General features: G+C 67.6%; 20 protein-coding genes and 1 pseudogene. All 21 read right to left on the bottom strand.

The features are described 5' to 3' along the window. Positions 1-141 precede the first annotated feature (141 nt). The gene (flhA, locus tag H4O11_RS05390; protein WP_182338309.1) at positions 142-2,244 is read right to left on the bottom strand and encodes a flagellar biosynthesis protein FlhA; all 2,103 of its coding nucleotides are present in this window, start codon (positions 2,242-2,244) and stop codon (positions 142-144) included. After that, positions 2,241-3,371 (bottom strand): flagellar biosynthesis protein FlhB, encoded by a 1,131-nt coding sequence (gene flhB, locus H4O11_RS05385; protein ID WP_182338308.1) that lies wholly within the window; start codon positions 3,369-3,371, stop codon positions 2,241-2,243. The genes flhA and flhB overlap by 4 nt, the downstream gene beginning before the upstream one ends. 89 nt (positions 3,372-3,460) lie before the next feature. Further along, positions 3,461-4,759 (bottom strand): annotated as a pseudogene (locus tag H4O11_RS05380) (diguanylate cyclase domain-containing protein); the annotation flags it as partial. 152 nt (positions 4,760-4,911) lie between these two features. Further along, positions 4,912-5,703: a flagellar biosynthetic protein FliR gene (gene fliR, locus H4O11_RS05375; RefSeq protein WP_182338306.1), complete on the bottom strand. Its 792-nt coding sequence runs from the start codon at positions 5,701-5,703 to the stop codon at positions 4,912-4,914. Positions 5,704-5,715: 12 nt separating this feature from the next. Next, the gene (locus tag H4O11_RS05370; protein ID WP_182338305.1) at positions 5,716-5,985 is read right to left on the bottom strand and encodes a flagellar biosynthetic protein FliQ; all 270 of its coding nucleotides are present in this window, start codon (positions 5,983-5,985) and stop codon (positions 5,716-5,718) included. Between the two features lie 82 nt (positions 5,986-6,067). Beyond that, the gene (fliP, locus tag H4O11_RS05365; protein WP_246333240.1) at positions 6,068-6,868 is read right to left on the bottom strand and encodes a flagellar type III secretion system pore protein FliP; all 801 of its coding nucleotides are present in this window, start codon (positions 6,866-6,868) and stop codon (positions 6,068-6,070) included. 1 nt (position 6,869) lies between these two features. Next, positions 6,870-7,259 (bottom strand): flagellar biosynthetic protein FliO, encoded by a 390-nt coding sequence (gene fliO, locus H4O11_RS05360; protein WP_182338304.1) that lies wholly within the window; start codon positions 7,257-7,259, stop codon positions 6,870-6,872. Beyond that, entirely contained in the window at positions 7,256-7,591 is a 336-nt protein-coding gene (gene fliN / locus H4O11_RS05355) for a flagellar motor switch protein FliN (RefSeq protein WP_182338303.1), read from the bottom strand. Before fliN ends, fliO begins: the two co-directional genes overlap by 4 nt. Further along, positions 7,588-8,595, bottom strand: a complete 1,008-nt coding sequence (fliM, locus tag H4O11_RS05350; RefSeq protein WP_182338302.1) for a flagellar motor switch protein FliM — start codon at positions 8,593-8,595, stop codon at positions 7,588-7,590. The genes fliN and fliM overlap by 4 nt, the downstream gene beginning before the upstream one ends. Positions 8,596-8,603: 8 nt before the next feature. Then, positions 8,604-9,122 carry a flagellar basal body-associated FliL family protein gene (locus tag H4O11_RS05345; protein WP_182338301.1) on the bottom strand — a complete coding sequence of 173 codons (519 nt, stop codon included), beginning with the start codon at positions 9,120-9,122 and terminating at the stop codon, positions 8,604-8,606. Positions 9,123-9,295: 173 nt separating this feature from the next. Continuing rightward, positions 9,296-10,417 (bottom strand): flagellar hook-length control protein FliK, encoded by a 1,122-nt coding sequence (locus H4O11_RS05340; protein ID WP_182338300.1) that lies wholly within the window; start codon positions 10,415-10,417, stop codon positions 9,296-9,298. Next, entirely contained in the window at positions 10,417-10,875 is a 459-nt protein-coding gene (fliJ, locus tag H4O11_RS05335) for a flagellar export protein FliJ (RefSeq protein WP_182338299.1), read from the bottom strand. Before fliJ ends, H4O11_RS05340 begins: the two co-directional genes overlap by 1 nt. Beyond that, complete coding sequence (locus H4O11_RS05330) at positions 10,872-12,257, bottom strand: FliI/YscN family ATPase (RefSeq protein WP_182338298.1); 1,386 nt, start codon at positions 12,255-12,257, stop codon at positions 10,872-10,874. The genes fliJ and H4O11_RS05330 overlap by 4 nt, the downstream gene beginning before the upstream one ends. Beyond that, entirely contained in the window at positions 12,254-12,838 is a 585-nt protein-coding gene (locus tag H4O11_RS05325; RefSeq protein WP_246333308.1) for a FliH/SctL family protein, read from the bottom strand. Before H4O11_RS05325 ends, H4O11_RS05330 begins: the two co-directional genes overlap by 4 nt. Before the next feature lie 47 nt (positions 12,839-12,885). Beyond that, complete coding sequence (gene fliG, locus H4O11_RS05320) at positions 12,886-13,872, bottom strand: flagellar motor switch protein FliG (RefSeq protein WP_182338431.1); 987 nt, start codon at positions 13,870-13,872, stop codon at positions 12,886-12,888. Between the two features lie 7 nt (positions 13,873-13,879). Further along, a complete protein-coding gene (gene fliF, locus H4O11_RS05315) occupies positions 13,880-15,523 on the bottom strand; it encodes a flagellar basal-body MS-ring/collar protein FliF (protein ID WP_182338296.1) in 1,644 nt (547 codons plus the stop codon). 12 nt (positions 15,524-15,535) lie between these two features. Next, positions 15,536-15,898: a flagellar hook-basal body complex protein FliE gene (fliE, locus tag H4O11_RS05310; protein WP_182338295.1), complete on the bottom strand. Its 363-nt coding sequence runs from the start codon at positions 15,896-15,898 to the stop codon at positions 15,536-15,538. A 205-nt stretch (positions 15,899-16,103) separates the two neighbouring features. After that, positions 16,104-16,538, bottom strand: coding sequence for a hypothetical protein (locus tag H4O11_RS05305; RefSeq protein ID WP_182338294.1), 435 nt, complete (start codon positions 16,536-16,538; stop codon positions 16,104-16,106). A 226-nt stretch (positions 16,539-16,764) separates the two neighbouring features. Continuing rightward, complete coding sequence (locus tag H4O11_RS05300; protein WP_182338293.1) at positions 16,765-18,249, bottom strand: sigma-54 dependent transcriptional regulator; 1,485 nt, start codon at positions 18,247-18,249, stop codon at positions 16,765-16,767. A gap of 1 nt (position 18,250) precedes the next feature. Next, the gene (locus tag H4O11_RS05295; protein WP_182338292.1) at positions 18,251-18,622 is read right to left on the bottom strand and encodes a response regulator; all 372 of its coding nucleotides are present in this window, start codon (positions 18,620-18,622) and stop codon (positions 18,251-18,253) included. Positions 18,623-18,633: 11 nt separating this feature from the next. Further along, complete coding sequence (gene rpoN, locus H4O11_RS05290; protein WP_182338291.1) at positions 18,634-20,043, bottom strand: RNA polymerase factor sigma-54; 1,410 nt, start codon at positions 20,041-20,043, stop codon at positions 18,634-18,636. Between the last annotated feature and the right edge of the window lie 3 nt (positions 20,044-20,046).

Raw genomic sequence — 20,046 nt, 5'->3', positions numbered from 1 at the left:
GGACGGATTCGGTTCAGTGGCGGGGGATCGCGGTTGGTCGGTGGTCAGCACGGTGCGGGTTCCCCTTCGAAAATGGTTGGATCAGATCGGTGAAGCTTGTTCGTGGCGCTGCCAGGTTTCCGGCGCGCCGCAGGTGCGCGGTCAACTGATGGTCCCCACCAGCTTCAAGCGCTTGTCCTCCGGCACTTCGCTGTACGCCAGCACCGACAGCGACGGAACGCTGTGCCGGACCAGCCGTGCCAGCGCGGCACGCACCGGGCCCGGAACCAGCACCACCGCGGGCTCGTTGCGGGCTTCCTGCTTGCTGACACAGTCGGCAAGGCTCTGGTGCAGCCGTTCGGCGAGTCCGGGTTCCAGCGCAGCGCCATTGCCCTGCGTGGACTCCTGCAAGACCCGTTCCAGTTGCGGGTTGAGAGTGAACACCGGCAGCTCGGCGGACATGCCGGCGATTTCCTGCACGATGAAGCGGCCCAGCGTGTTGCGCACCGCGGCGGTGAGCACGACCGGGTCCTGGCTGGAGGGCGCGGTCTCGACCAGTGCCTCGGCGATCTTGCGCAGTTGGCGCACCGGAATGCGTTCGACCAGCAGGTTCTGCAGCACGCGCACCACCACCGACAACGGCAGCGCCTTGGGGGTAAGGTCTTCGACCAGCTTGGGCGCGCTCTTGGCCAGGTTGGCCAGCAGTTGCTGCACCTCTTCGTGGCCGAGCAGTTCCGGCGCGTGTTCGCGGATCAGGTGGGACAAGTGGGTCGCCACCACCGTAGCCGGATCGACCACCGTGTAGCCCATCGACTCGGCATGGGCGCGCTGGTGGGGCTGGATCCAGGTGGCATCCAGGCCGAACGCGGGGTCCTTGCCGGCGATGCCGTCCAGCTGGCCCAGCGCGCTGCCCGGGTCCAGGGCCAGTTCGCGGTCCGGATGGATGTCGGCGGTGGCCACCGGCACGCCATGCACCAGCAGCCGATAGCCGGTGGGCGGCAGTTCCAGGTTGTCGCGGATATGTACGGAAGGCACCAGGAAGCCGATGTCCTGGGTCAGCTTGCGGCGCACGCCCTTGATGCGGGCCATCAACTCACCGCCCTGTGCGGCATCGACCAGCGGGATCAGGCGATAGCCGACCTCCAGGCCCAGCGGGTCGACCGGGCGCAGTTCGTCCCAGGTCAGTTCGGCAGTGGGCGCCGGTGCGGCAGGGCGGCCCAGCGCGTCGAGGGCGGGGGTGGTTGGCGCGGCGGCTGCCTGGGCTTCGGCCAGTTGGCTCTTCTTCCACATCTTCCAGGCGATGTAGCCGAGGATGGCAGCCAGGGTCAGGAAGGCCAGGTTCGGCATGCCGGGGACCAGCCCGACGACGCCGAGGATGGTGGCCGCGATGGCCAGCGCGCGGTGCTGGCCGAACACCTGGCCCATCATGGCCTGGCTCATGTCCTGCGAACGCGAGGCGCGGGTGACCAGCATGGCCACCGCGCTGGATACCAGCAGTGCCGGCAACTGCGCCACCAGGCCGTCACCGATCGACAGCAGGGTGTAGGTGGCGGCTGCATCGCCGAAGGCCATGTCGTGCTGGAGCATGCCCACGGCCAGGCCGCCGATCAGGTTGATGAAAAGGATCAGGATGCCGGCGATGGCATCGCCGCGGATGAACTTGCTGGAGCCATCCATCGCACCGTAGAAATCGGCTTCCTCGCGCACTTCCTCGCGGCGCAGCTTGGCTTCCTCGCGCGTCAACAATCCGGCATTGAGATCGGCGTCGATGGCCATCTGCTTGCCGGGCATGGCATCGAGGGTGAAGCGCGCGGTGACTTCGGAAACGCGCCCGGCGCCTTTGGTGATCACCACGAAATTGATGATGGTCAGGATCGCGAAGACGACGATGCCGACCGCGTAGTTGCCGCCGATGACGAACTCGCCGAAGGCGGCGATCACCTTGCCGGCCGCCTCGTGGCCGTTCTGGCCGTTGAGCAGGATCACCCGCGTGGACGCCACGTTCAGCGCCAGGCGCAGCATGGTGGTGACCAGCAGCACGATCGGGAAGATGGTGAAGTCCAGCGGACGCTTCACGTACACCACCGCCAGCAGCACCATCAACGAGATGGCGATGTTGAAGGTGAACAGTGCGTCCAGTACCGGCGCGGCCAGTGGCACCACCACCATCGCCAGCAGCGACAGCACGATCAACGGTGCGCCAAGACCCTGGCGGATCATGCCCAGCAGGCGACGGGTATTGAAACCTGCGGCCTGGGTGCTCATCGGCGACCGCCATCGGCATGTTCGTCCACGTCCACCTGCGGTGCCACGGGCATCGGCCCACCGCGCCAGCTGCGCAGCTGGTAGACATAGGACAACACCTGGGCAACGGCCGAATACAGTCTCACGGGGATTTCCTTTCCGAGTTCCCCCTCCCGATACAAGGCGCGTGCCAAAGGCGGCGCCGAGACGATGGCGACCTTGCTGCCGTCGGCCACCTGGCGGATGCGCAGGGCGGTTTCGTCCACGCCCAGCGCCACCACGGTGGGTGCGCCCATCCTGCCGCCTTCGTACTTCAGGGCCACCGCGTAGTGGGTGGGGTTGACCACCACCACGTCGGCGCCGGGCACCGCTTCCATCATCCGGCGGTTGGCCATCTGGTGCTGCATCTGGCGGATGCGGCCCTTGACCTCGGGGCTGCCCTCGCTCTCCTTCATTTCCCGGCGCAGCTCCTCGCGCGTCATCTTCAGCTTGCGCATCCAGTTCCAGCGCTGGTACGGCGCATCGATGGCGGCCAGCAGCAACATCGCCACCGCGGTGGCCAGCAACAGCTTCAGGGTGAAGCCGAGCCCATGCACGATCGCCTTTTCCAGCGGCTGGTTCAGCAGGCCGCGCAGGGTGTCCATGCCCCCCAGCATCACGATGCCGGCGGCGGTGCCGACGAACACCACCCGCAGCAGTGACTTGGCGAACTCGGCGACCGCCTCCGGTCCATACAGCCGCTTCAGTCCGGCGGCGGGGTTCAACCGGGTGAAATCCGGGGTCATCGCCTTGGCAGACCAGCGCAGGCCGCCCATCACCACCGGTGCCAGGAAGCTGGCCAGCACGCACACCAGCACCAGCGGGGCGGCAACCAGCAGCAGGCGCAGGAACAGATCACCGACATGGCCGAACATCTCCATCGGCTGCTGGCGCACGGCAAGGTCCGGTTGCAGTGCCTGCTTCATCCAGTCGATGGCGCCATGGGCGAGCGTGCCGCCGCTGGCCATCACGGCCAGTACGCCGCCGCCGAACACCGCCGCGGTGGCGAGCTCGCGCGAGCGTGGCGTGTTGCCCTGCTCGCGGGCTTCACGCAGGCGTTTTTCTGTTGGTTGTTCGGTTTTCTCGCCGCCGTCTTCGTTCTCGGACATCGCACGCAGGCCCAGGGGGATGCGAGGTGGCGTGCAAGATCCGTGCCAGCGGAGGGGCCTTACCGGGTAGCGGCCAGCTCCGCCTGTGGCCGCTGCGGGCTGGCCAGCAGGTGGCGCTGCCGCCCGATCGGTCCGGCCATGCCGATGGCGTACATCGCATACTGGTTGCGGCCTGCCTGTTTTGCCACGTACATGGCCGCATCGGCGCAGGCCATGAGTTGCCGCTCGGTGGTGGCGTGCTCCGGGCACACGGCGATACCGAGGCTGGCGCTGATGTGCAGCCGATGATCCTGGGCCAGCGGGGTGCTTTCCACCGCCCGCAACAGGCGCCGGGCCAGCAGGGTCATATCGTCATCGCCGACGATACGCACGACCAGCACGAACTCATCCCCGCCCAGCCGCGCCAGTACGTCGCCCGGGCGCAGCAGCTGTACGATGCGCGTGCTGACGGCGACCAGCAGGTCGTCGCCAGCCTGGTGGCCGAGCGCATCGTTGACCTGCTTGAACCTGTCCAGGTCCAGGAAGACCACCGCGAACCGTCCGCCCTCCTGTTCGACCTGTGCCAGCGCGCCTTCGATGCGCCGCTGCAGCAGGCGGCGATTGGGCAGCCGCGTCAACGGATCATGCAGCGCGGTATCGCGCATCCGCAGCAGCTGCGCTTCCACGCGCTGTTCCATCCAGGCAAGGCCCAGGGCGAGGCCCAGGATCAGCACGGTACCGATCAACACCAGCAGCGCCAGCATGTTGGCAGGCAGGCTGTACGTGCCGATGGCCCCGCAGACGCTGCCGTCGGGGAAGCGCGCAGCGGCCATCCCGGTGTAGTGCATGCCCCCGATGCCCAGGCCGAGCAGCCCCGCCGCGGCAAGGCGATCATGCAGCAGTGCCGCATCCTGGCGCAGGCGGAAGGCCATGTACAGGGCGACCCAGCTGGCGGCCAGCGCTACCGCCAGCGACGCCAGCACCCAGCCGGCATGCCACTGGATGGACGGTTGCATGCGCATCGCCGCCATGCCCAGGTAATGCATGGTGGCGATTCCCGACGCCATCGGCACGGCGCCTGCAGCCAGCCGGAAGCGCGGCATTGTCGCCAGCGAGACCAGCCATAGCGCGAAAATCGATGCTGCCATGGCGGCCGCGAGCGAGGCCAGGGTCAGCGCCAGGTCGTAGCTGATGGCGATGGGCAGGGAGAAGGCCAGCATGCCGATGAAATGCATGGACCAGATACCCAGGCCCATCGCGCAGCCGCCCCCCAACCGCCATGCCCAGGTGGCGGCCGGGCTGCGGGCGGTGGTCGCCCGGGTAGCCATGGCCAGTGCGGTGAAGGACGCCAGGACAGCGACGAGGAATGACAGCGCCACCATCCAGATATCGTAGCTTCGCGCCAGCATCGACGTTCTCCCGGACCGGCCCTGCATGCCCGCAGGGCGTGGAACGAATCTAACGTGGCATGCCGGCGCAGCGCATTGGGAAACTGCCGCGCCGGCGCTGCCGCTCCCCGCGATGGAAGGTCAGAATTACTGCAGGGGATGGCCGTGTCGCATCAGGCGGTCACCGCGCCTGCAGCCTCGAACGCCGCATCGAACAGCCGCTGTACGGGCGGCCCCATGTCGCCAACCAGCACGGCCAGCAGCACCAGCCCCAGCAGCACCGACACCGGCAGGCCCAGCTGGATGGGATTGAGGGCAGGGGCTGCGCGTGCCAGCGCACCGAAGGCCAGGTTCACCGCCAGCATCGCCACGATCAGCGGCAGGGCGAGCGCGACGCCACCGCGCAGCACGGTCAGCAGGAACGTCGGCGCGATGCCGGCCAGCGCATGCGGATCGGGCAGGGGAGTGCCGATGGGGAGCGCGCGATAGCTGTCGACAAGCAGCGAGATGAGGGCCAGGTGGCCATTCGCGGTGAAGAACAGCAGGCCAAAGATCAGGTAGAACCACTGGCCGATGACGGCGGAGCTGCCACCGCGCATCGGGTCGGCCATCTGCGCGAAGGACAGGCCGGTACCCTGTGCGATCAGCTCGCCGGCGAGCGCGCCGGCTTCGAACACAAGCCGCAGCACGAAGCCGATGGTCACCCCGATCACCAGCTCGCGGAAGATGGCCAGCACGGTGAAGGCATCGAAGCCGGTCCAGGCCGGGACCGGTGGCAGCACCGGCGCCAGGGCGATGGCCAGGGTGGCCGACAACAGCAGCTTGATCCGTGACGGAACCGCCCGGGTACCGATCAACGGCATCGCCATGACCATCGCACCGAGGCGCAGCACCGTCCACAGCGTGTCGCCGATCATCCCGAAGGCCTGCAGGCCGTCGGCTGCCATCTGGGTTGCTGGATCCATCGGGCGCCCTGCCTAGCCGATCAGGTGCGGGATGCGCTGGAACAGCAGGGTGGTGAACTCGACCATGTGGCCGAGCAGCAGGCTGCCCAGCGCGAACAGCACGGCCGTCAGTGCAGCCGCCTTGGCCACGAAGGCGATGGTCGGTTCGTTGAGCTGCGTGGCGGCCTGCACCACGCCCACCACGACGCCCACCACCAATACGGTGAGCAGCAGCGGGCCGGCTACCCACAAGGTGGCGAGCAGTCCGCCGCGCAGTTCGGTCAGGGCAAGTTCGGGAGACATCTGTCTTTCCATCTGTAGCGCCGGGCCATGCCCGGCGGTGGTTGATGCGGCGGTCGGCAACGTCCGGCCGGTCTCGCGGCAATCAGGCCGGATTGAAGCTGGCCGCCAGCGTGCCGACGGTCAGCACCCAGCCATCCACCAGCACGAACAGGAGGATCTTGAAGGGGGCCGATACCAGCATCGGTGACAGCATCATCATGCCCATCGACATCAGCACGCTGGCCACCACCAGGTCGATGATCACGAACGGGATGAAGATCAGGAAGCCGATTTCGAAGGCGGTCTTCAGCTCGCTGGTGACGAATGAAGCGACCAGTACCGGGAACGGGATCGCATCGGGACTGGCATAGGTGCCATGCCCGGCGATGCCGGCGAAGGTCATCAGGTCGGTTTCGCGGATCTGCGCCAGCATGAAGCCGCGCAATGGCTGGGTGGTCAACGCCCAGGCGCTCTGGAAGTCGATGTCGCCATTGAGGTAGGGCGCCATGCCGGTGCTCCAGGCTTTGTCCCAGGTCGGCAGCATCACCATCGCGGTCAGGAACAGGGCCAGCCCGAGCAGGATCTGGTTGGACGGCGTCTGGCCGGTGCCCAGTGCCTGGCGCAGCAGCGCCAGCACCACGATGATGCGGGTGAACGCGGTCAGCACCAGCAGCATCGACGGGATCAGGGTGATCGCGGTCATCAGCAGCAGGGTCTGCAGCGGCAGGCTGACGTTCTGCCCGCCCACCTTGCCCACGGTCACGTCCGGCAGCGGGGTGCCGGCCGCACCGGGGGCGGCGAAGGCCAATGCAGGCAACAGCAACAGAAGTGCCAGCAGCAGCCAGCTGGCCACGGTGGCGGGTGCGGGCCGCTGGCCAGCCCGCAGGCATGAAAACAGGCGCATCTCAGGAGTCCTTGCGCAGCCGCTGCTGCAGCAACTGGGCGAAATTGGGCAGGTTCTTCAGGTCTGGCACGCGCATCGGCGTCGGCGGCGGCAACGGTGCATCCAGGGTGTGCAGCCTGCTGATGCCGCCGGCCGTCACGCCCAGCAGCAACTGTTCGCCGTTCACCTCCAGCACCACCACGCGTTCCTTGGCGCCCACCGCGACGCTGGCAACCAGCCTGATCGCTTCGCTCTGGCGGAAGCTGCTGCCCGGCAGGCGCCTGAGCAGCCAGCCCAGCGCGACCACCAGGGCCAGCACGGCCAACAACGCCAGCACCGCGCCGACCAGGCCGGGCGTGCCCGGGGCATGCTGGCCAACCTGCGCGGTGGCGATGAGCGCAGGCAGGTTCAACGCAGTCTCCGGATCCGTTCGCTGGGGCTGACCACGTCGGTCAGGCGCACGCCGAAACGATCGTTGATCACCACCACCTCGCCATGCGCGATCAGGGTGCCGTTGACGAACACATCCAGCGATTCGCCTGCGCCGCGCTCCAGCTCCACCACCGAGCCCTGGTTGAGCTGCAGCAGGTTGCGGATCGGCAGGCGCGCACGACCGACTTCCAGCGACAGGGTGACCGGTACATCCAGGATCACGTCCAGGTTGAGGTCGGTGCCCTGCGCATCGTCGGCATGCAGGGTGTCGAACTGCGCCGGGCTGGGCGCGTTGGCGTCGGTATCGTTCATTGCAGGTCTTCCTGGCTGACCGGTGCGCGCTGGCGCGTCCCCGGTGGATGGGTGGCGGTGATCTTGATGGCGTTCATGCCGTTGGCGATGCCGAACTGGCCGGTGAACACCGGAATGTCCTCCACGCAGATCGGCACCTGTGGCGGCAGCTCGATCGGCAGGATGTCGCCGACCTTCAGCCGGGTCAGTTCGCGCAGGCTCATGCGCTTGCTGGCCAGCACGCTGGACAGGGTGACTTCAGCGATATCGAGCTGTTCGCGCAGCGTCTCGCCCCACGTCTCGTCGCGGTCGTTGCGGTCGCTCTGGATGCCGGCGTCCAGCAGTTCGCGGATCGGCTCGAGCATCGAGTAGGGCAGGGTGACGTGGATGTCGCCGCCACCGCCATCGAGCTCCACGTGCAGGCGGCACACCACCACGTATTCGCGCGGGGTGACGATGTTGGCGAAGTGCGGGTTGATTTCGGAGTTGATGTACTCGAACTCCACGTCCATCACCGGCGCCCATGCTTCGCGCAGGTCGGCGAAGGTCTGCTTCAGCAGCAGGTGGATCACGCGCATCTCGGTGGCGGTGAACTCGCGTCCTTCGATGCGGGTGGGGTAACGCCCGTCGCCGCCGAAGAAGTTGTCGACGATGGCAAACACCAGGGTCGGCTCGAACACGATCAGCCCGGTACCGCGCAGCGGCTTGAAGCGGATCAGGTTGAGGTTGGTCGGCACGTACAGCGAGTGCATGTAGTCGTTGAACTTGACCAGTTCGATGCCACGCACCGACAGTTCGGCCGAACGCCGGATCAGGTTGAACAGGCCGATGCGCCACAGCCGTGCGAAGCGCTCATGGACCATTTCCAGGGTGGGCATGCGACCGCGGATGATGCGGTCCTGGCTGGCGAAGTCGTAGGAACGGGCTTCGCCGGGGGCCGCCGCATCCACTTCGGTTTCCACCGCGCCGCTGTCTACGCCATGCAGCAGGGCATCGATTTCGTCCTGTGACAGCAGATCATTCATGGCAGCCCTTACTGGGTCACGAAACTGGTGAACAACAGCTCATCGGCGCACTGCTTCCCGGTTTCGGCAAGCAGCACTTTCCGTACTTCGGCCAGCGATGCGGCCTGCAGCTTTTCCTTGCCCGCGCGGTCGGCGATCTGCTCCGGGGCGACCTGCGAGAACAACATCAACAGGCGTGCGCGCAGCGCCGGGGAGTGGATGCGGATGGCATCCAGCGCGTCGTTGTCGCGGGTCATCAGCTGCACTTCCACCTGCAGGTAACGCGGGCCATCGGCCGGGCCATTGAGGTTGACCACGAATGGCGGCTCCAGGGCGAAATACTGCGCTGGCGCCGGCCGTGCCTTGGGCTTGGCCGCGGTGCTGCCATCGGCGCCGGCGTGCTGGGCCTGGGTGAAGTACCACGCGGCACTGCCGGCGGAAGCGGCAGCGAGGACGGCAATCAGCGCGGTAACCAGCAATGGATGGCGCGGCGAGGCGGCCTTGTCCTTGTCGGCGGGTTTCTTGGTTTTGTCTGCGGCTGTGGCCACGTATGGAGCTCCTCGGGGTTGCCTGCAGGGATATGCAAGCACCGTGCCGGAAGCGTGGCGAAGCGGCGTGGCGGATTATTGGCGCGGCTGCGCCGGGCCATGCCCGCCTCGCCGTAGCGCCGGGCCATGCCCGGCGGAATATGGGCCGGGCCATGCCATGCCCCGCTGCCCGGTCATGCGTATGCGTCAAGAATCCCGCGCTGGCGGATCACCTGCCCGCTGGAGAGACTGACCTCCTCCATTACCGCATCCCCATCACCGGTGATGGCGGCGATGCCCGCATGGCCCTGGGACGGCGTGGAGTCACCCTGTGCCTGTTGGCCGACATCGGCATTACCCAGCAGGAAGCCTTGTTCGCCCAGCATCTCGCGCAGCCGCGGCAGGCTGTTTTCCAGCGCATGGCGTACCTCCACGTGCGGGCTGGAGAAGCTGGCGTGGACTTTGTCGCCGTCCAGTTGCAGGCGCACGTCGATCGCGCCGAGGTCGTCCGGGCTGATGCGGATGTGCGCATGGCCGATCTTCTGTTCGGCCAGCCAGCCAACGCGTGCGCTGATTGCCTCGTCGAAGCTGTCCTGGCCGAGCACCGGCGTTGGCGTCGGCCCGGTGCCGCGCAGCGCAGGCACCTCGGCGCCCGCACGCAGGGCCTGCAACGCGCCGATGCCATGCAGTGCAGGCGCCACGGCCGGCGGGCCATCCGACGATTCGCCGGCATCCACGGCAGATGCCTGCAACAGCGCGTCCAGGTCGAATGGCAGGTCGGTCGCCGGTGGTGCATCGGCGCTCGCGGCGGGATCGCCAGCGGCTGCCGTGCCGACGGCGTTGGCCACGGCCGGTCCGGCAGCCGGCACCGGTGGCGGAAGCGGCGGCGATGTCCTGCCGGCGGCCGGTGTGGTGGATGCATCCACCGCGGCGGGAGTCGGCCCGGCCGCGGGCAATGCGATGGACAGCATCAGCCCGGCCAGTCCGGCCGGGGGCCAGTCGCCGGCTTCTTCCTGGCTGGCGGTGTCGGCGTCCTTCGCCTTTGCAGGCTCGGCGGCGGAAGCATCCGCTTCGTCAAGGGCTTCTTCCCCGGAGGCGCCTGCAGCATCGCGCCGGGCACGGGTCGGTTCGCTCGCCGGGGCCTGCGCGTGGTCCGGACGTGTCGTACGCTGCGCGTCGTTGCCGACCGGCGCCCCAAGCATCCGTTCGAATTCCTGTCCCTTCGCTCCGGCCTGCGCGCCGGAGCGTGGTCCGGATCGTTGGACGCTGCCCTCCGCTGCGCCGGTGGCAACGCCGCCGGGCAGCGCACCGGCCATCACCGCTGGCCTCCGTTTTCGCCATCATCGGCCTGCAGCAGGCGTACCCGGCGTGCACCGAGGTCATCCATCTCGCGCTGGCTGCGCTTCTCCGCAACCTGCTGTTCCTGGGCGCGGTAGCTGGCGGCCAGCTGCTCCAGTACCTGTTTGTCGCGGCTGGCCAGCAACAGGCGGGAACGCTCGGCCTCGACCTTCTCGCGGTTGTTGTCCACCGTCCTGCACTGCTGGGTGACGGCACTGTCCAGGCGGTCCAGGAACGCGCGGCGGTTCAACAACTGGGCGGGGCTGGTCGCGGCCAGCTGCGCGTTGGCGTACTCATCGGCATATTGCCGCAGCTCATCCAGGCGCGACAGATGGGTATCCAGCGCACGTTGGCGTTCGGCCAGGTCGCGGGCGACGGTGTCTTCTTTTTCCTGTGCGCGCTTGAGCAGCGGATCGATGCGCTTGGACTGCATCATGCGGGATTCTCCGGTTCGACCAGCCGCTTCAGCGCGGCCTGGCTATGGGGAAGATCGGCGGCCTTCGCCACGTCCTGGCCGAGGAACTCGACGATTTCCGGCCAGCGTTCCAGTGCCTCGTCGGTGGCGGCGTCGTTGCCACGCTGGTAGGCGCCAATGGCGATCAGGTCGCGGTTGGACGAGTACGCCGAGACCAGCCGCTTGAGCTTGCGGATGCGCAGGCGCCAGGGTTCATCGGCGATTTCGGTGACCACGCGGCTGACCGAGGATTCCACGTCGATGGCCGGGTACAGGCCGCTGTCGGCGACCCGGCGCGAGAGCAGGATGTGGCCGTCAAGGATCGCCCGCGCCGCATCGGCGATGGGATCCTGGGGATCGTCGCCTTCGGTGAGCACGGTGTAGAAGGCGGTGATCGAGCCCCGTCCCTTGGCGCCGTTGCCGGCGCGTTCGACCAGTGCAGGGAGCTTTGCGAATACCGAGGGCGGATAACCCCGGGTGGTTGGCGGCTCGCCCACCGACAGGCCGATTTCGCGCTGCGCCTGGGCAAAGCGGGTCAGCGAGTCCATCAGCAGCAGGACATTCAGGCCCTGGTCGCGATACCACTCGGCGATGGCAGTGGCGCGATAGGCACCATGCAGGCGGGCAAGCGGTGGCCGGTCGGCCGGTGCGGCGACCACCACGGCGCGGCGCAGGCCTTCTTCGCCCAGGGTGGATTCGACGAAGTCGCGTACTTCGCGGCCACGCTCGCCAATCAACCCGACCACGATCACGTCGGCCGAAGTGAAGCGGGTCATCATCCCCAGCAGGGTGGATTTGCCCACGCCGGAACCCGCAAACAGGCCAACGCGCTGGCCGCGGCCGATCGGCAGCAGCGCATTGATGGCACGCACGCCCACGTCCAGTGGCTGGGTGATGGGCTCGCGGGCGAGCGGGTTCATCGATACCCCGGCCATCCCGACCGAGCCTTCGGCACGGATCGGTCCCTTGCCGTCCAGCGGCACGCCGTCGCTGTCGATGACGCGGCCGAGCAGGCCCTCGCCGACATCGACGCCGCCGCCGCGGCGCATCGACGGCACGACGCGGGCATTGGGCAACAGCCCATGCAGTTCGGCACTGGGCATCAGGTAGGTGCGCTCGCCGGCAAAGCCGACCACTTCCGAGTCGACCCAGCCGCCATCCACTTCGACCTTGCAGCTGGCGCCCAGCGGGGCCTCGCAACCCACGGCTTCCAGGGTCAGGCCGACGGCGCGGCGCAGCACGCCTTCGCGGATCAGGCCGCGGCCGTGCAGGGTATCGAAGCGCAACGCATCCAGCCGCGCGCCCAGGCGCAGGTTGCGGGCGCCGGTCCATTCGGGTGGCAGCGGCAGGTCGATGTCGCTCATGCAGCGCCTCCGACCTGGCGCATCACCGCGTCCAGTGCGCCGCGCAGGCGGGCGTCCAGGGTGCCATCAATGCGCACGCTTTCGGCGTGCACGCGCAGGTCGCCGCGGCCCAGCGCCAGATCGGGCACCAGACGCTGCTGCGGCGACAGCGTGAGCAGTGGCGACAAGGCGGTGATGTCGTCCGGATGCAGCCGTACTTCCACGTCGCGGCTGCTGCTGCCTACCGCGTCCACGCCCTCGGCGACCAGCTGCGCGAGCAGTTCCGGATCGGCCTGGTAGGCACGGCCGACCAGCGATCCGGCGATGCGCACCGCCAGTTCGCCCAGCGCGGCCACGGCTTCATTTTCCAACCGCACCAGCGGCCGGCTGAAGTTGTCCAGGATGCCCTCGATCTGTGCCACGACCCGGCGCACTTCAGCCTGGCCCTGGGCGAAACCATCGGCATGGCCGCGCGCGAAGCCTTCCTTCTCGGCGCTGTCCTGGATGGCCTGGATTTCCTCCAGCGTGGGCGGCTGCAGGATCGGTTCGGGTTCCGGCCCTGGTTCCGTCTCGCCGTGCAGCTGCAGGGTCTGCTCCAGCAGCGGCGACTGCGCCAGCAGGTCCGGTGCGTGCCAGCGGATCACGTTGTTCACAGCATGGCCTCCGCGCTGCCGCCCAGGGTGATGCTGCCTTCATCGGACATGCGCTTGACGATGGACAGGATCTCGCGCTGTGCTGCCTCCACATCGGACAGGCGCACCGGGCCGCGTGCCTCCATGTCTTCCAGCAGTATCTCCGCTGCGCGCTGGGACATGTTGCGGGTGATCTTGTCGCGCACCTTGATGTCGGCACCGCGCAGCGCCAGGCCAAGCCGTTCGCTGCTCACTTCGCGCAGCACCAGCTGCATCTCTCGGTCATCCAGGTCGACCAGGTCGTCGAACACGAACATCATTTCCTGGATGCGGCTGCTGAGCGATGCGTCGACCCGGGCGATCTCGCCGAGGATCGCCTGGTCCTGGCCGCTGTCCATGAAGTTGAGGATGTTGGCCGCCACCTGCACGCCGCCGATGTTGGACGACTTCAGGTTCTGGTTGCCGGAGAACTGGCGCTCCATTATCTCGTTGAGTTCGTTCAGCGCGTTGGGCGGGATGCCGTCCAGGGTGGCGATGCGCAGCAGCACGTCCACGCGGGTGCGGTCGGGCAGCAGCTTCAGGGCATCGGCTGCCTGGTCGGTTTCCAGGTGGGCCATCACGATGGCGATGATCTGCGGGTGTTCGTTGCGTACCAGGTCGGCCACCGCACGCGGGTCCATCCACTTCAGTGCGTCCAAGCCGGTGGTGTTGCGGCCGAGCAGGATGCGGTCGATCAGGCTGCTGGCCTTCTCGCTGCCCAGCGCCTGCACCAGCATGTTGCGGATGTAGTCGTCCGAGCCGACGCCCAGCGAGGTCTTGGAGGTCAGCTCGTTGTTGAAGGAATCCATGACCCGTTCGACCTGCTCGCGGGTCACGTCGCTCATGGTGGCCATGGTGATGCCGATCTTCTGCACCTCCTTGGGTTCCATGTGGCGCAGCACGTCGGCCGCTTCCTGCTCGCCAAGCGACAGCAGCAGGATGGCGGCGCGCTGCACGCCGGTCAGCACGACCTCAGTCATTGGCCACCCAGCCCTTGACCACCTGGGCCACGCGCTTGGAATCGGTCTTCACGGCATCGCGGGCCATGCGCAGGCGTTCCTCATAGGAGTCCACCGGCAGTGCCAGCGGGGTGCCGGCGGCCACGGTGGCACGATCACGTTCCAGCGCCGGAAGCTCCAGCTCGTCGTCCATCAGCTGCACGTCGGCGGTCAGCGGTTCCTGCCCGATCTGTGCCGGGGTGGGGCCGTTGCCACTGATCGCGCGCATGGCCGGGCGCAGCACGCCGAACAGCAGGGCGAGCACCACCACCGCGCCAAGCAGCAGGCGCAGGCCATCCTGGACCCAGGGAAGTTCCCACCAGTTCGGCGCTTCCACCGGAATCGCTTCGCGCACGAACGGGGCATTCATCACCGAAACGGTGTCACCGCGCTCGGCGTTGAAGCCGACGGCCTGCTTGACCAGGCCTTCGATGCGGGTGAGCTCGGCCGCCGATAACGGCTGCTCGGTGACCCTGCCGTTCGCACCGGGGCGCGGCACGTTGTCCAGCAGCACCGCGACCGACACGCGCTCGATGCGCCCGGCGGGCTGGCGGGTGTGCTGCAGGGTGCGGTCCAGCTCGAAATTGCGGGTGGCGTTGCGTGAGGTCTCGGTGGGCGCGGGCGTGGTTGCCGCGGGTGCCGGCTGGCCCGGCGGCGCATTGCTGGTTGCGCCCGGGATGCCTTGCGGGCCGGTGGCATTGGTGGAGTTCTCACTGGTCTGCTCGCTGCGGACCTTGGCCGGTTCACCGTTGTAGAGCTCGCGCGCTTCCTCGGTGATGGAAAAATCCATGGCCACGCTGACTTCCGGCTTGACCCTGCCCGGGCCGGTCATCGGCTCCAGCAGTTCGCGGATGCGCTGGTTGAAGGAGGTCTCCTGGCGGCGCACCTGTTCGAACTGCGCCGCGTTGAGTGCCGCTTCGCTGTTGGGATCGGACACGCTGAGCATGCGTCCGCCCTGGTCGACCACGGTGACGCGCTCTGGCGCCAGGTCAGGGATGCTGGCCGCGACCATGTGCACGATGGCGTCGACCTGGCCGCGCTCCAACTGCTGGCCGCCACGCAGCTCCAGCACCACCGAAGCGCTGGCGACATCGCGCTGGCGGGTGAACGCGCTGGGCTTGGGGATGGCCAGGTGCACGCGCGAATCGCGTACCGGGCGCAGGGTGTTGATGGTGCGCGACAGCTCGGTTTCCAGCGAGTGCTGGTAGCGCGCGTTTTCCACGAACTGGCTGACACCGAAGCCGGGATCGCGCTCCATCAGCTCGAAGCCGAGCCGGCCGCTGTCGGTCAGGCCGGAGCCGGCCAGCTTCAGCCGTGCGTCGTGCAGGTTCTTCTCCGGCACGGTGATGCCACCGGTCGCTGCATCCAGTTCAAATGGAATCTGTGCAGCGCGCAGCAGGTCGGTGGCTTCGGCGGTGGCTTTCTGGTCCAGGCCGGTATACAGCGGCACCATGCCGGGCTTCTGTGACCAGAAGAACACGGCCAGGCCAGCGGCCACGGCCACGGCGATCATCGCCATCAGGCCCAGCCGGCGGGCGATCTGCAGGCTCTGCAGGCGGTCGAACCATTGCCCGGCCTTTTCGCCGTTCAACGCTTCCTTGGAGAGGGTCAGTGCCATCTGGCGTGGTCCTTACAGCGGCATGTTCATCACGTCCTGGTAAGCCTGGACGAGACGGTTGCGGACTTCCACGGTGGCGCGGAAGGCGATCTGCGACTGCTGCGAGGCGACCATCACCTTGGCCAGGTCGGCACCGGGCACGCCCAGTTCGAAGTCACGGGCCAGCGCGCCGGACTTCTGCTGTGCGTCATTGACGCCTGCCAGCGCGCCGCGCAGGGTGTCGCTGAAACTGGCGGGGGAGGGCGCGCCGATATCGGTCACGGTCGGGATCGCATTGCTGCGGGGCATCTCCGCCGACGGGCTGGCCACGGACTGGCTGGCCTGGGTCTGGAAGCTGCGGATCTGCGAAAGGATCGAGGTGACGGAATGGGTCATGTGGCGCGATTCCATGGAACGTTACGGGGTGGGGTGTTGCCCGTGGCTTCCTGCAAGTCGCATGCCGGAATCGTTCATGGAGTGGCAGGTCCATCCTGCAGGGGGCGGATCCCTTGCCGTTGCGGAAGGCGCGTGGTCCCGGGCGAACGGGCTGGCCCCGGCCGCTGCGCCGGAAACCCGGCGTCGGGTTTCCGGCCATGCGGACTCAACGCGGCTGCAACGTCCAGATGCCGCCATTCTGGCGGTGCTCCGGCACCACCGGCCCGCTGGACTGGGTGAAGACGAACCGGCCTTTCAGCGGGGTCAGGCAGATGAGCACCAACTGGTATCGGCTGTCGCCGGCTTCGAATGCCTCGTGCATGTCGATCACGCCGATGGTCGGCGCCAGGCGCGTATAGGTATAGCTGCCATGATGCCGCTGGCGGCTGCCCAGCACGCTGAGCAGGTAACGCCCGCCGCTGAAGTCCACGCGCACCATGCGCCCGGCGTGGGGATTGTCAGGACGCCAGGCAGCGTCGCTGAGATTGGTGAAGCGACGGCCTTCGATTTCCTTCGGCATGACGCAGCCGGGTTCGACGGCATGGCTGGCGAAGGCGGCGGTCATGGCCATGAGGCCGATGACGAGGGTTGCACGATGCATGGCAGGGCTCCTGCAGGAAGGAGTCCCAGCCTCGAACGTCAGCGGCCCGCTGGCATTGAGGAAAACTGCAAAGTGCGGGCCGGATAATGACGGGCCATGCCCGTCACCACGCGACGCACATCATGGACCCGCCCCTGGTAATGACGGGCCACGCCCGTCACCGCGCGACGCACGTCATGGACCCGCCCCTGGTAGTGACGGGCCATGCCCGTCACCGCGCATTCCGTCAGTTGACCAGTTCGGTCTGCTCGCGCTCGATGCCGTACTTGCGCAGCTTCTCCACCAAGGTGGTACGCCGCAGTCCGAGCAGCTGCGCAGCATGCGCGACCACGCCCTGGGTGCGCTCCAATGCTTCCTGGATAAGTGCCAGCTCGATCGTTGCCATGTGGTTGCGCAGGTCCAGCCCGTCATCGGGCAGTGACGGCTGCGCCGCAGGCGCCGCCGCTGCCGCCGGTGCGCCGGGGGAATGGAATGAGAAACTGCGCAGGTCCAGGCGTTCCTCGGCCACCGGCGCCGCGGCAGGCGCGGCCACCGCGACCACGGCCGCGGCCGGCATGTCTGCCCGGTAGCGCGCGGGCAGGTCCTGCACACGGACGACGCCACCGGGATGCAGCACCGCCAGCCGTTCGACGAGGTTGGTCAGCTCACGCACGTTGCCCGGCCACGCATAGGATTCCAGTGCCTGCAGCGCCTCGGCGGCAAAGCGCACTTCGCCGCGGCCGGTACGGGCCAGCTGCGCGGCGATGTTCTCGGCCAGGGTTGGCAGGTCTTCGAGGCGTTCGCGCAGCGCAGGCACCTCGATCGGGAACACGTTGAGCCGATAGAACAGATCCTCGCGGAACCTGCCTTCGGCGATACGGCTTTCCAGGTTACGGTGGGTTGCGGCAACCACCCGCACATTGCAGCGGATGGTTTCGTTGCCACCCACGCGTTCAAAACTGCGCTCCTGCAGCACGCGCAGCAGCTTCACCTGCATCGGCAGGCTCATGTCACCGATCTCGTCCAGCAGCAGCGTGCCGCCTTCAGCCATTTCAAAGCGGCCCTTGCGGGCGCTGAGGGCACCGGTGAAGGCGCCTTTCTCGTGGCCGAACAGTTCGCTTTCCAGCAGGTCTGCCGGGATGGCACCGCAGTTGATGGCCACGAACGGCCCGTCACGACGCGGCGAGCGCTGGTGGATGGCACGCGATACCACTTCCTTGCCGGTGCCCGACTCGCCCAGTACCAGTACGGTGGTGTCGAACGCTGCTACCTGTTCGATCATCTGCCGCAGCGCGGTCACTGCCGGACCGGTTCCGGTGGGCCCCTGTTCCTGCACGGCACCGGCCTGGTGTTCCGCATCCAGCCGCTTCAGGCTGGCCCGGCGCAACAGCGCTTCCATCTGGGCGTGGCGCAATGGGGCTTCCAGCGGCCAGACATTCGCTTCATGCAGGCCATGGCGTCGCGCGAAGGCCGCTGCATCGCCGTCGATCAGCATGACCGGCGGCGGCAGGCTGCTCTTGCCCAGCCACTGGTACAACGCCTCGCTGTCGGTGCCTTCGTCCAGCGCCCCGATGATGACCGCCATCCAGTCGTTCTGGCGATGGCGGTTGAGGGAAAAATCCGCCGCGTCAGCCACCCAGCGTGGATTGAAATCCATGAATTCCAGCAGGGCGACGGTGTGTTCGGCACGGATGGCATCGTTGTCCAGCAGCAGGATCCGGGACTCGCTCATCTCAGTTCCCCTTCAGGCCTTCCAGGATCGGCATGACCTCCTGGATGTAGGACAACTTGCTGACGAAACTGTCGGCGCCGGCGCGCAGCGCATGCTCGCGGTGCTCGGCATCATCGAAATGGCTGGCGATGACGATGTACGGGGCGTTGTCCTGCGACTTGATCAGCCGGGTTGCCTGCAGCCCACCCATCTCCGGCATCGCCAGGTCCATCAACACCACCTGCGGGCGCAATGCTTCGGAGCGTTCGATGGCTTCCAGCCCGTTGCCGGCGCTGCCGACCACGGTCAGCCAGTCGACCTTGCGGAAGTGGCGCATGGCGGCGTTGATGAATCCCTCATGGTCGTCGACCAGCAATACGGTGAGCTTGTCCACTGCGTTCATCCTCAGCCCACCCGGGCCATATGCGGTTGCCGGACGGTCTGCCGGCGGCGTTCACGGGCCGGGGCGATGTCCAGCTGTTCCCGGTATTTTGCAACGGTACGGCGGGCGATGTTGACGCCCTGGCGCGACAGCAGGCCGGCGATGGCCTCGTCGGCCAGCGGCCGTCCGCTCGGTTCGGATTCGATCAGGCGACGCACCATGGCTTTCACTGCCGCGCCGGAGACACTGGCGCCTTCCAGCCGCACGGCGAAGAAATGCTTCAGTTCGAAGGTGCCACGCGGTGTCTGCAGGTACTTGCCGGTGGTGATGCGCGAAATGGTGGACTCGTGCATGCCGATGGTATCGGCCACTTCCTTCAGCGTCAGCGGCGCCATGGCCTCGTCGCCGCGGGTGAGGAAGGCGGCCTGGCGTTCGACGATCACCCGCGCGGTGCGCAGCAGGGTGTCATGGCGCATCGACAGGCCACGGGTCAGCCAGCGGGCTTCGGCCAGCATCTCGCGCATGGCCGGGCTGGCATCGGCCGTGGCGGCCAGGGCCTGTTCGTAATCACGGTTGATGCTGACGCGGCGGCTGGTGCGTGCGTTCAGTGCGACGCGCCATTGGCCATCGGCGTGCCAGGCGGTGACATCGGGCACCACCACGGTATTGCGTTCGGGCAGCAGCGTATCGCCGGGGCGCGGCTGCAGCGACAGGATCAGGCGGACGGCCTCGTGCACGTCGGTCTCTTCGGCGTCATGGGCGCGGGTCAGCGCAGGGTAATCATGGCTGGCCAGCAGTTCCATCGGACCACCAAGGATGCGCAGGGCCAGGTGGCGCGCGGCGACCACGCCGGGCAGCGCCACCAACTGTGCGCGCAGGCACTCGCCCAGGTCCTGTGCCGCCATTCCGGCCGGATCGCCGTGCAGCAGGCGCTGGCGGATGGCTTCCACCTCCGCGGTCGGCACGTCCAGGCGGGCACTGGCCAGCATCGACAACTGCGCCACCGGCGCGTCCAGGTAGCCGGCATCATCGCAGTGCTCCAGCCAGAACGCGGCTACTGCCAGCCCGCGCTCCGGCAACTCCAGTGCCAGTGCCTGCAGCACGCGCAACTGCGGATCGCTGGAGTGGCCGGCGGCGATGCGCGCCATGCGATCGTCATCGCCATCCTGCCAACTGGCACCGGGAACATCCCACATGCCGCTGTCGGGCAGTTCATCGAAGGCAGCCGAATCAAGCGCCGGGTCCTGCGCCGTCGGGCTGTCCTGGTCGCCGTCGTGGGCGTCCTCGATTTCCAGCAACGGATTGTTGTCCAGTGCCTGTTGGATTTCCTGCTCCAACTGCAGGCCGTTCAACTGCAGCAGGCGGATCGACTGCAGCAACTGCGGTGTCAGGTGAAGGTTCTGGCCCAACTGGGCGCTGAGTGTGGCTTTCATCGG

Source organism: Stenotrophomonas tumulicola (assembly GCF_014117215.1).
Lineage (GTDB): Bacteria > Pseudomonadota > Gammaproteobacteria > Xanthomonadales > Xanthomonadaceae > Stenotrophomonas > Stenotrophomonas tumulicola.
The sequence above is the reverse complement of the archived record's forward strand: the minus strand, read 5'-3'. Positions and strand labels throughout refer to the sequence as shown.

Excerpts from the sequence above, each read along its gene's own strand:
- fliM (WP_182338302.1), bottom strand. The coding sequence starts at position 8,595 with ATGAATGATCTGCTGTCACAGGACGAAATCGATGCCCTGCTGCATGGC.
- fliJ (WP_182338299.1), bottom strand. The coding sequence starts at position 10,875 with ATGATGCAGTCCAAGCGCATCGATCCGCTGCTCAAGCGCGCACAGGAA.
- H4O11_RS05300 (WP_182338293.1), bottom strand. The coding sequence starts at position 18,249 with ATGAGCGAGTCCCGGATCCTGCTGCTGGACAACGATGCCATCCGTGCC.
- fliR (WP_182338306.1), bottom strand. The coding sequence starts at position 5,703 with ATGGATCCAGCAACCCAGATGGCAGCCGACGGCCTGCAGGCCTTCGGG.
- fliF (WP_182338296.1), bottom strand. The coding sequence starts at position 15,523 with ATGGCACTGACCCTCTCCAAGGAAGCGTTGAACGGCGAAAAGGCCGGG.
- fliP (WP_246333240.1), bottom strand. The coding sequence starts at position 6,868 with ATGCGCCTGTTTTCATGCCTGCGGGCTGGCCAGCGGCCCGCACCCGCC.
- fliN (WP_182338303.1), bottom strand. The coding sequence starts at position 7,591 with ATGAACGATACCGACGCCAACGCGCCCAGCCCGGCGCAGTTCGACACC.
- flhA (WP_182338309.1), bottom strand. The coding sequence starts at position 2,244 with ATGAGCACCCAGGCCGCAGGTTTCAATACCCGTCGCCTGCTGGGCATG.
- flhB (WP_182338308.1), bottom strand. The coding sequence starts at position 3,371 with ATGTCCGAGAACGAAGACGGCGGCGAGAAAACCGAACAACCAACAGAA.
- H4O11_RS05340 (WP_182338300.1), bottom strand. The coding sequence starts at position 10,417 with ATGGCCGGTGCGCTGCCCGGCGGCGTTGCCACCGGCGCAGCGGAGGGC.
- rpoN (WP_182338291.1), bottom strand. The coding sequence starts at position 20,043 with ATGAAAGCCACACTCAGCGCCCAGTTGGGCCAGAACCTTCACCTGACA.
- fliE (WP_182338295.1), bottom strand. The coding sequence starts at position 15,898 with ATGACCCATTCCGTCACCTCGATCCTTTCGCAGATCCGCAGCTTCCAG.
- H4O11_RS05330 (WP_182338298.1), bottom strand. The coding sequence starts at position 12,257 with ATGAGCGACATCGACCTGCCGCTGCCACCCGAATGGACCGGCGCCCGC.
- H4O11_RS05370 (WP_182338305.1), bottom strand. The coding sequence starts at position 5,985 with ATGTCTCCCGAACTTGCCCTGACCGAACTGCGCGGCGGACTGCTCGCC.
- H4O11_RS05305 (WP_182338294.1), bottom strand. The coding sequence starts at position 16,538 with ATGCATCGTGCAACCCTCGTCATCGGCCTCATGGCCATGACCGCCGCC.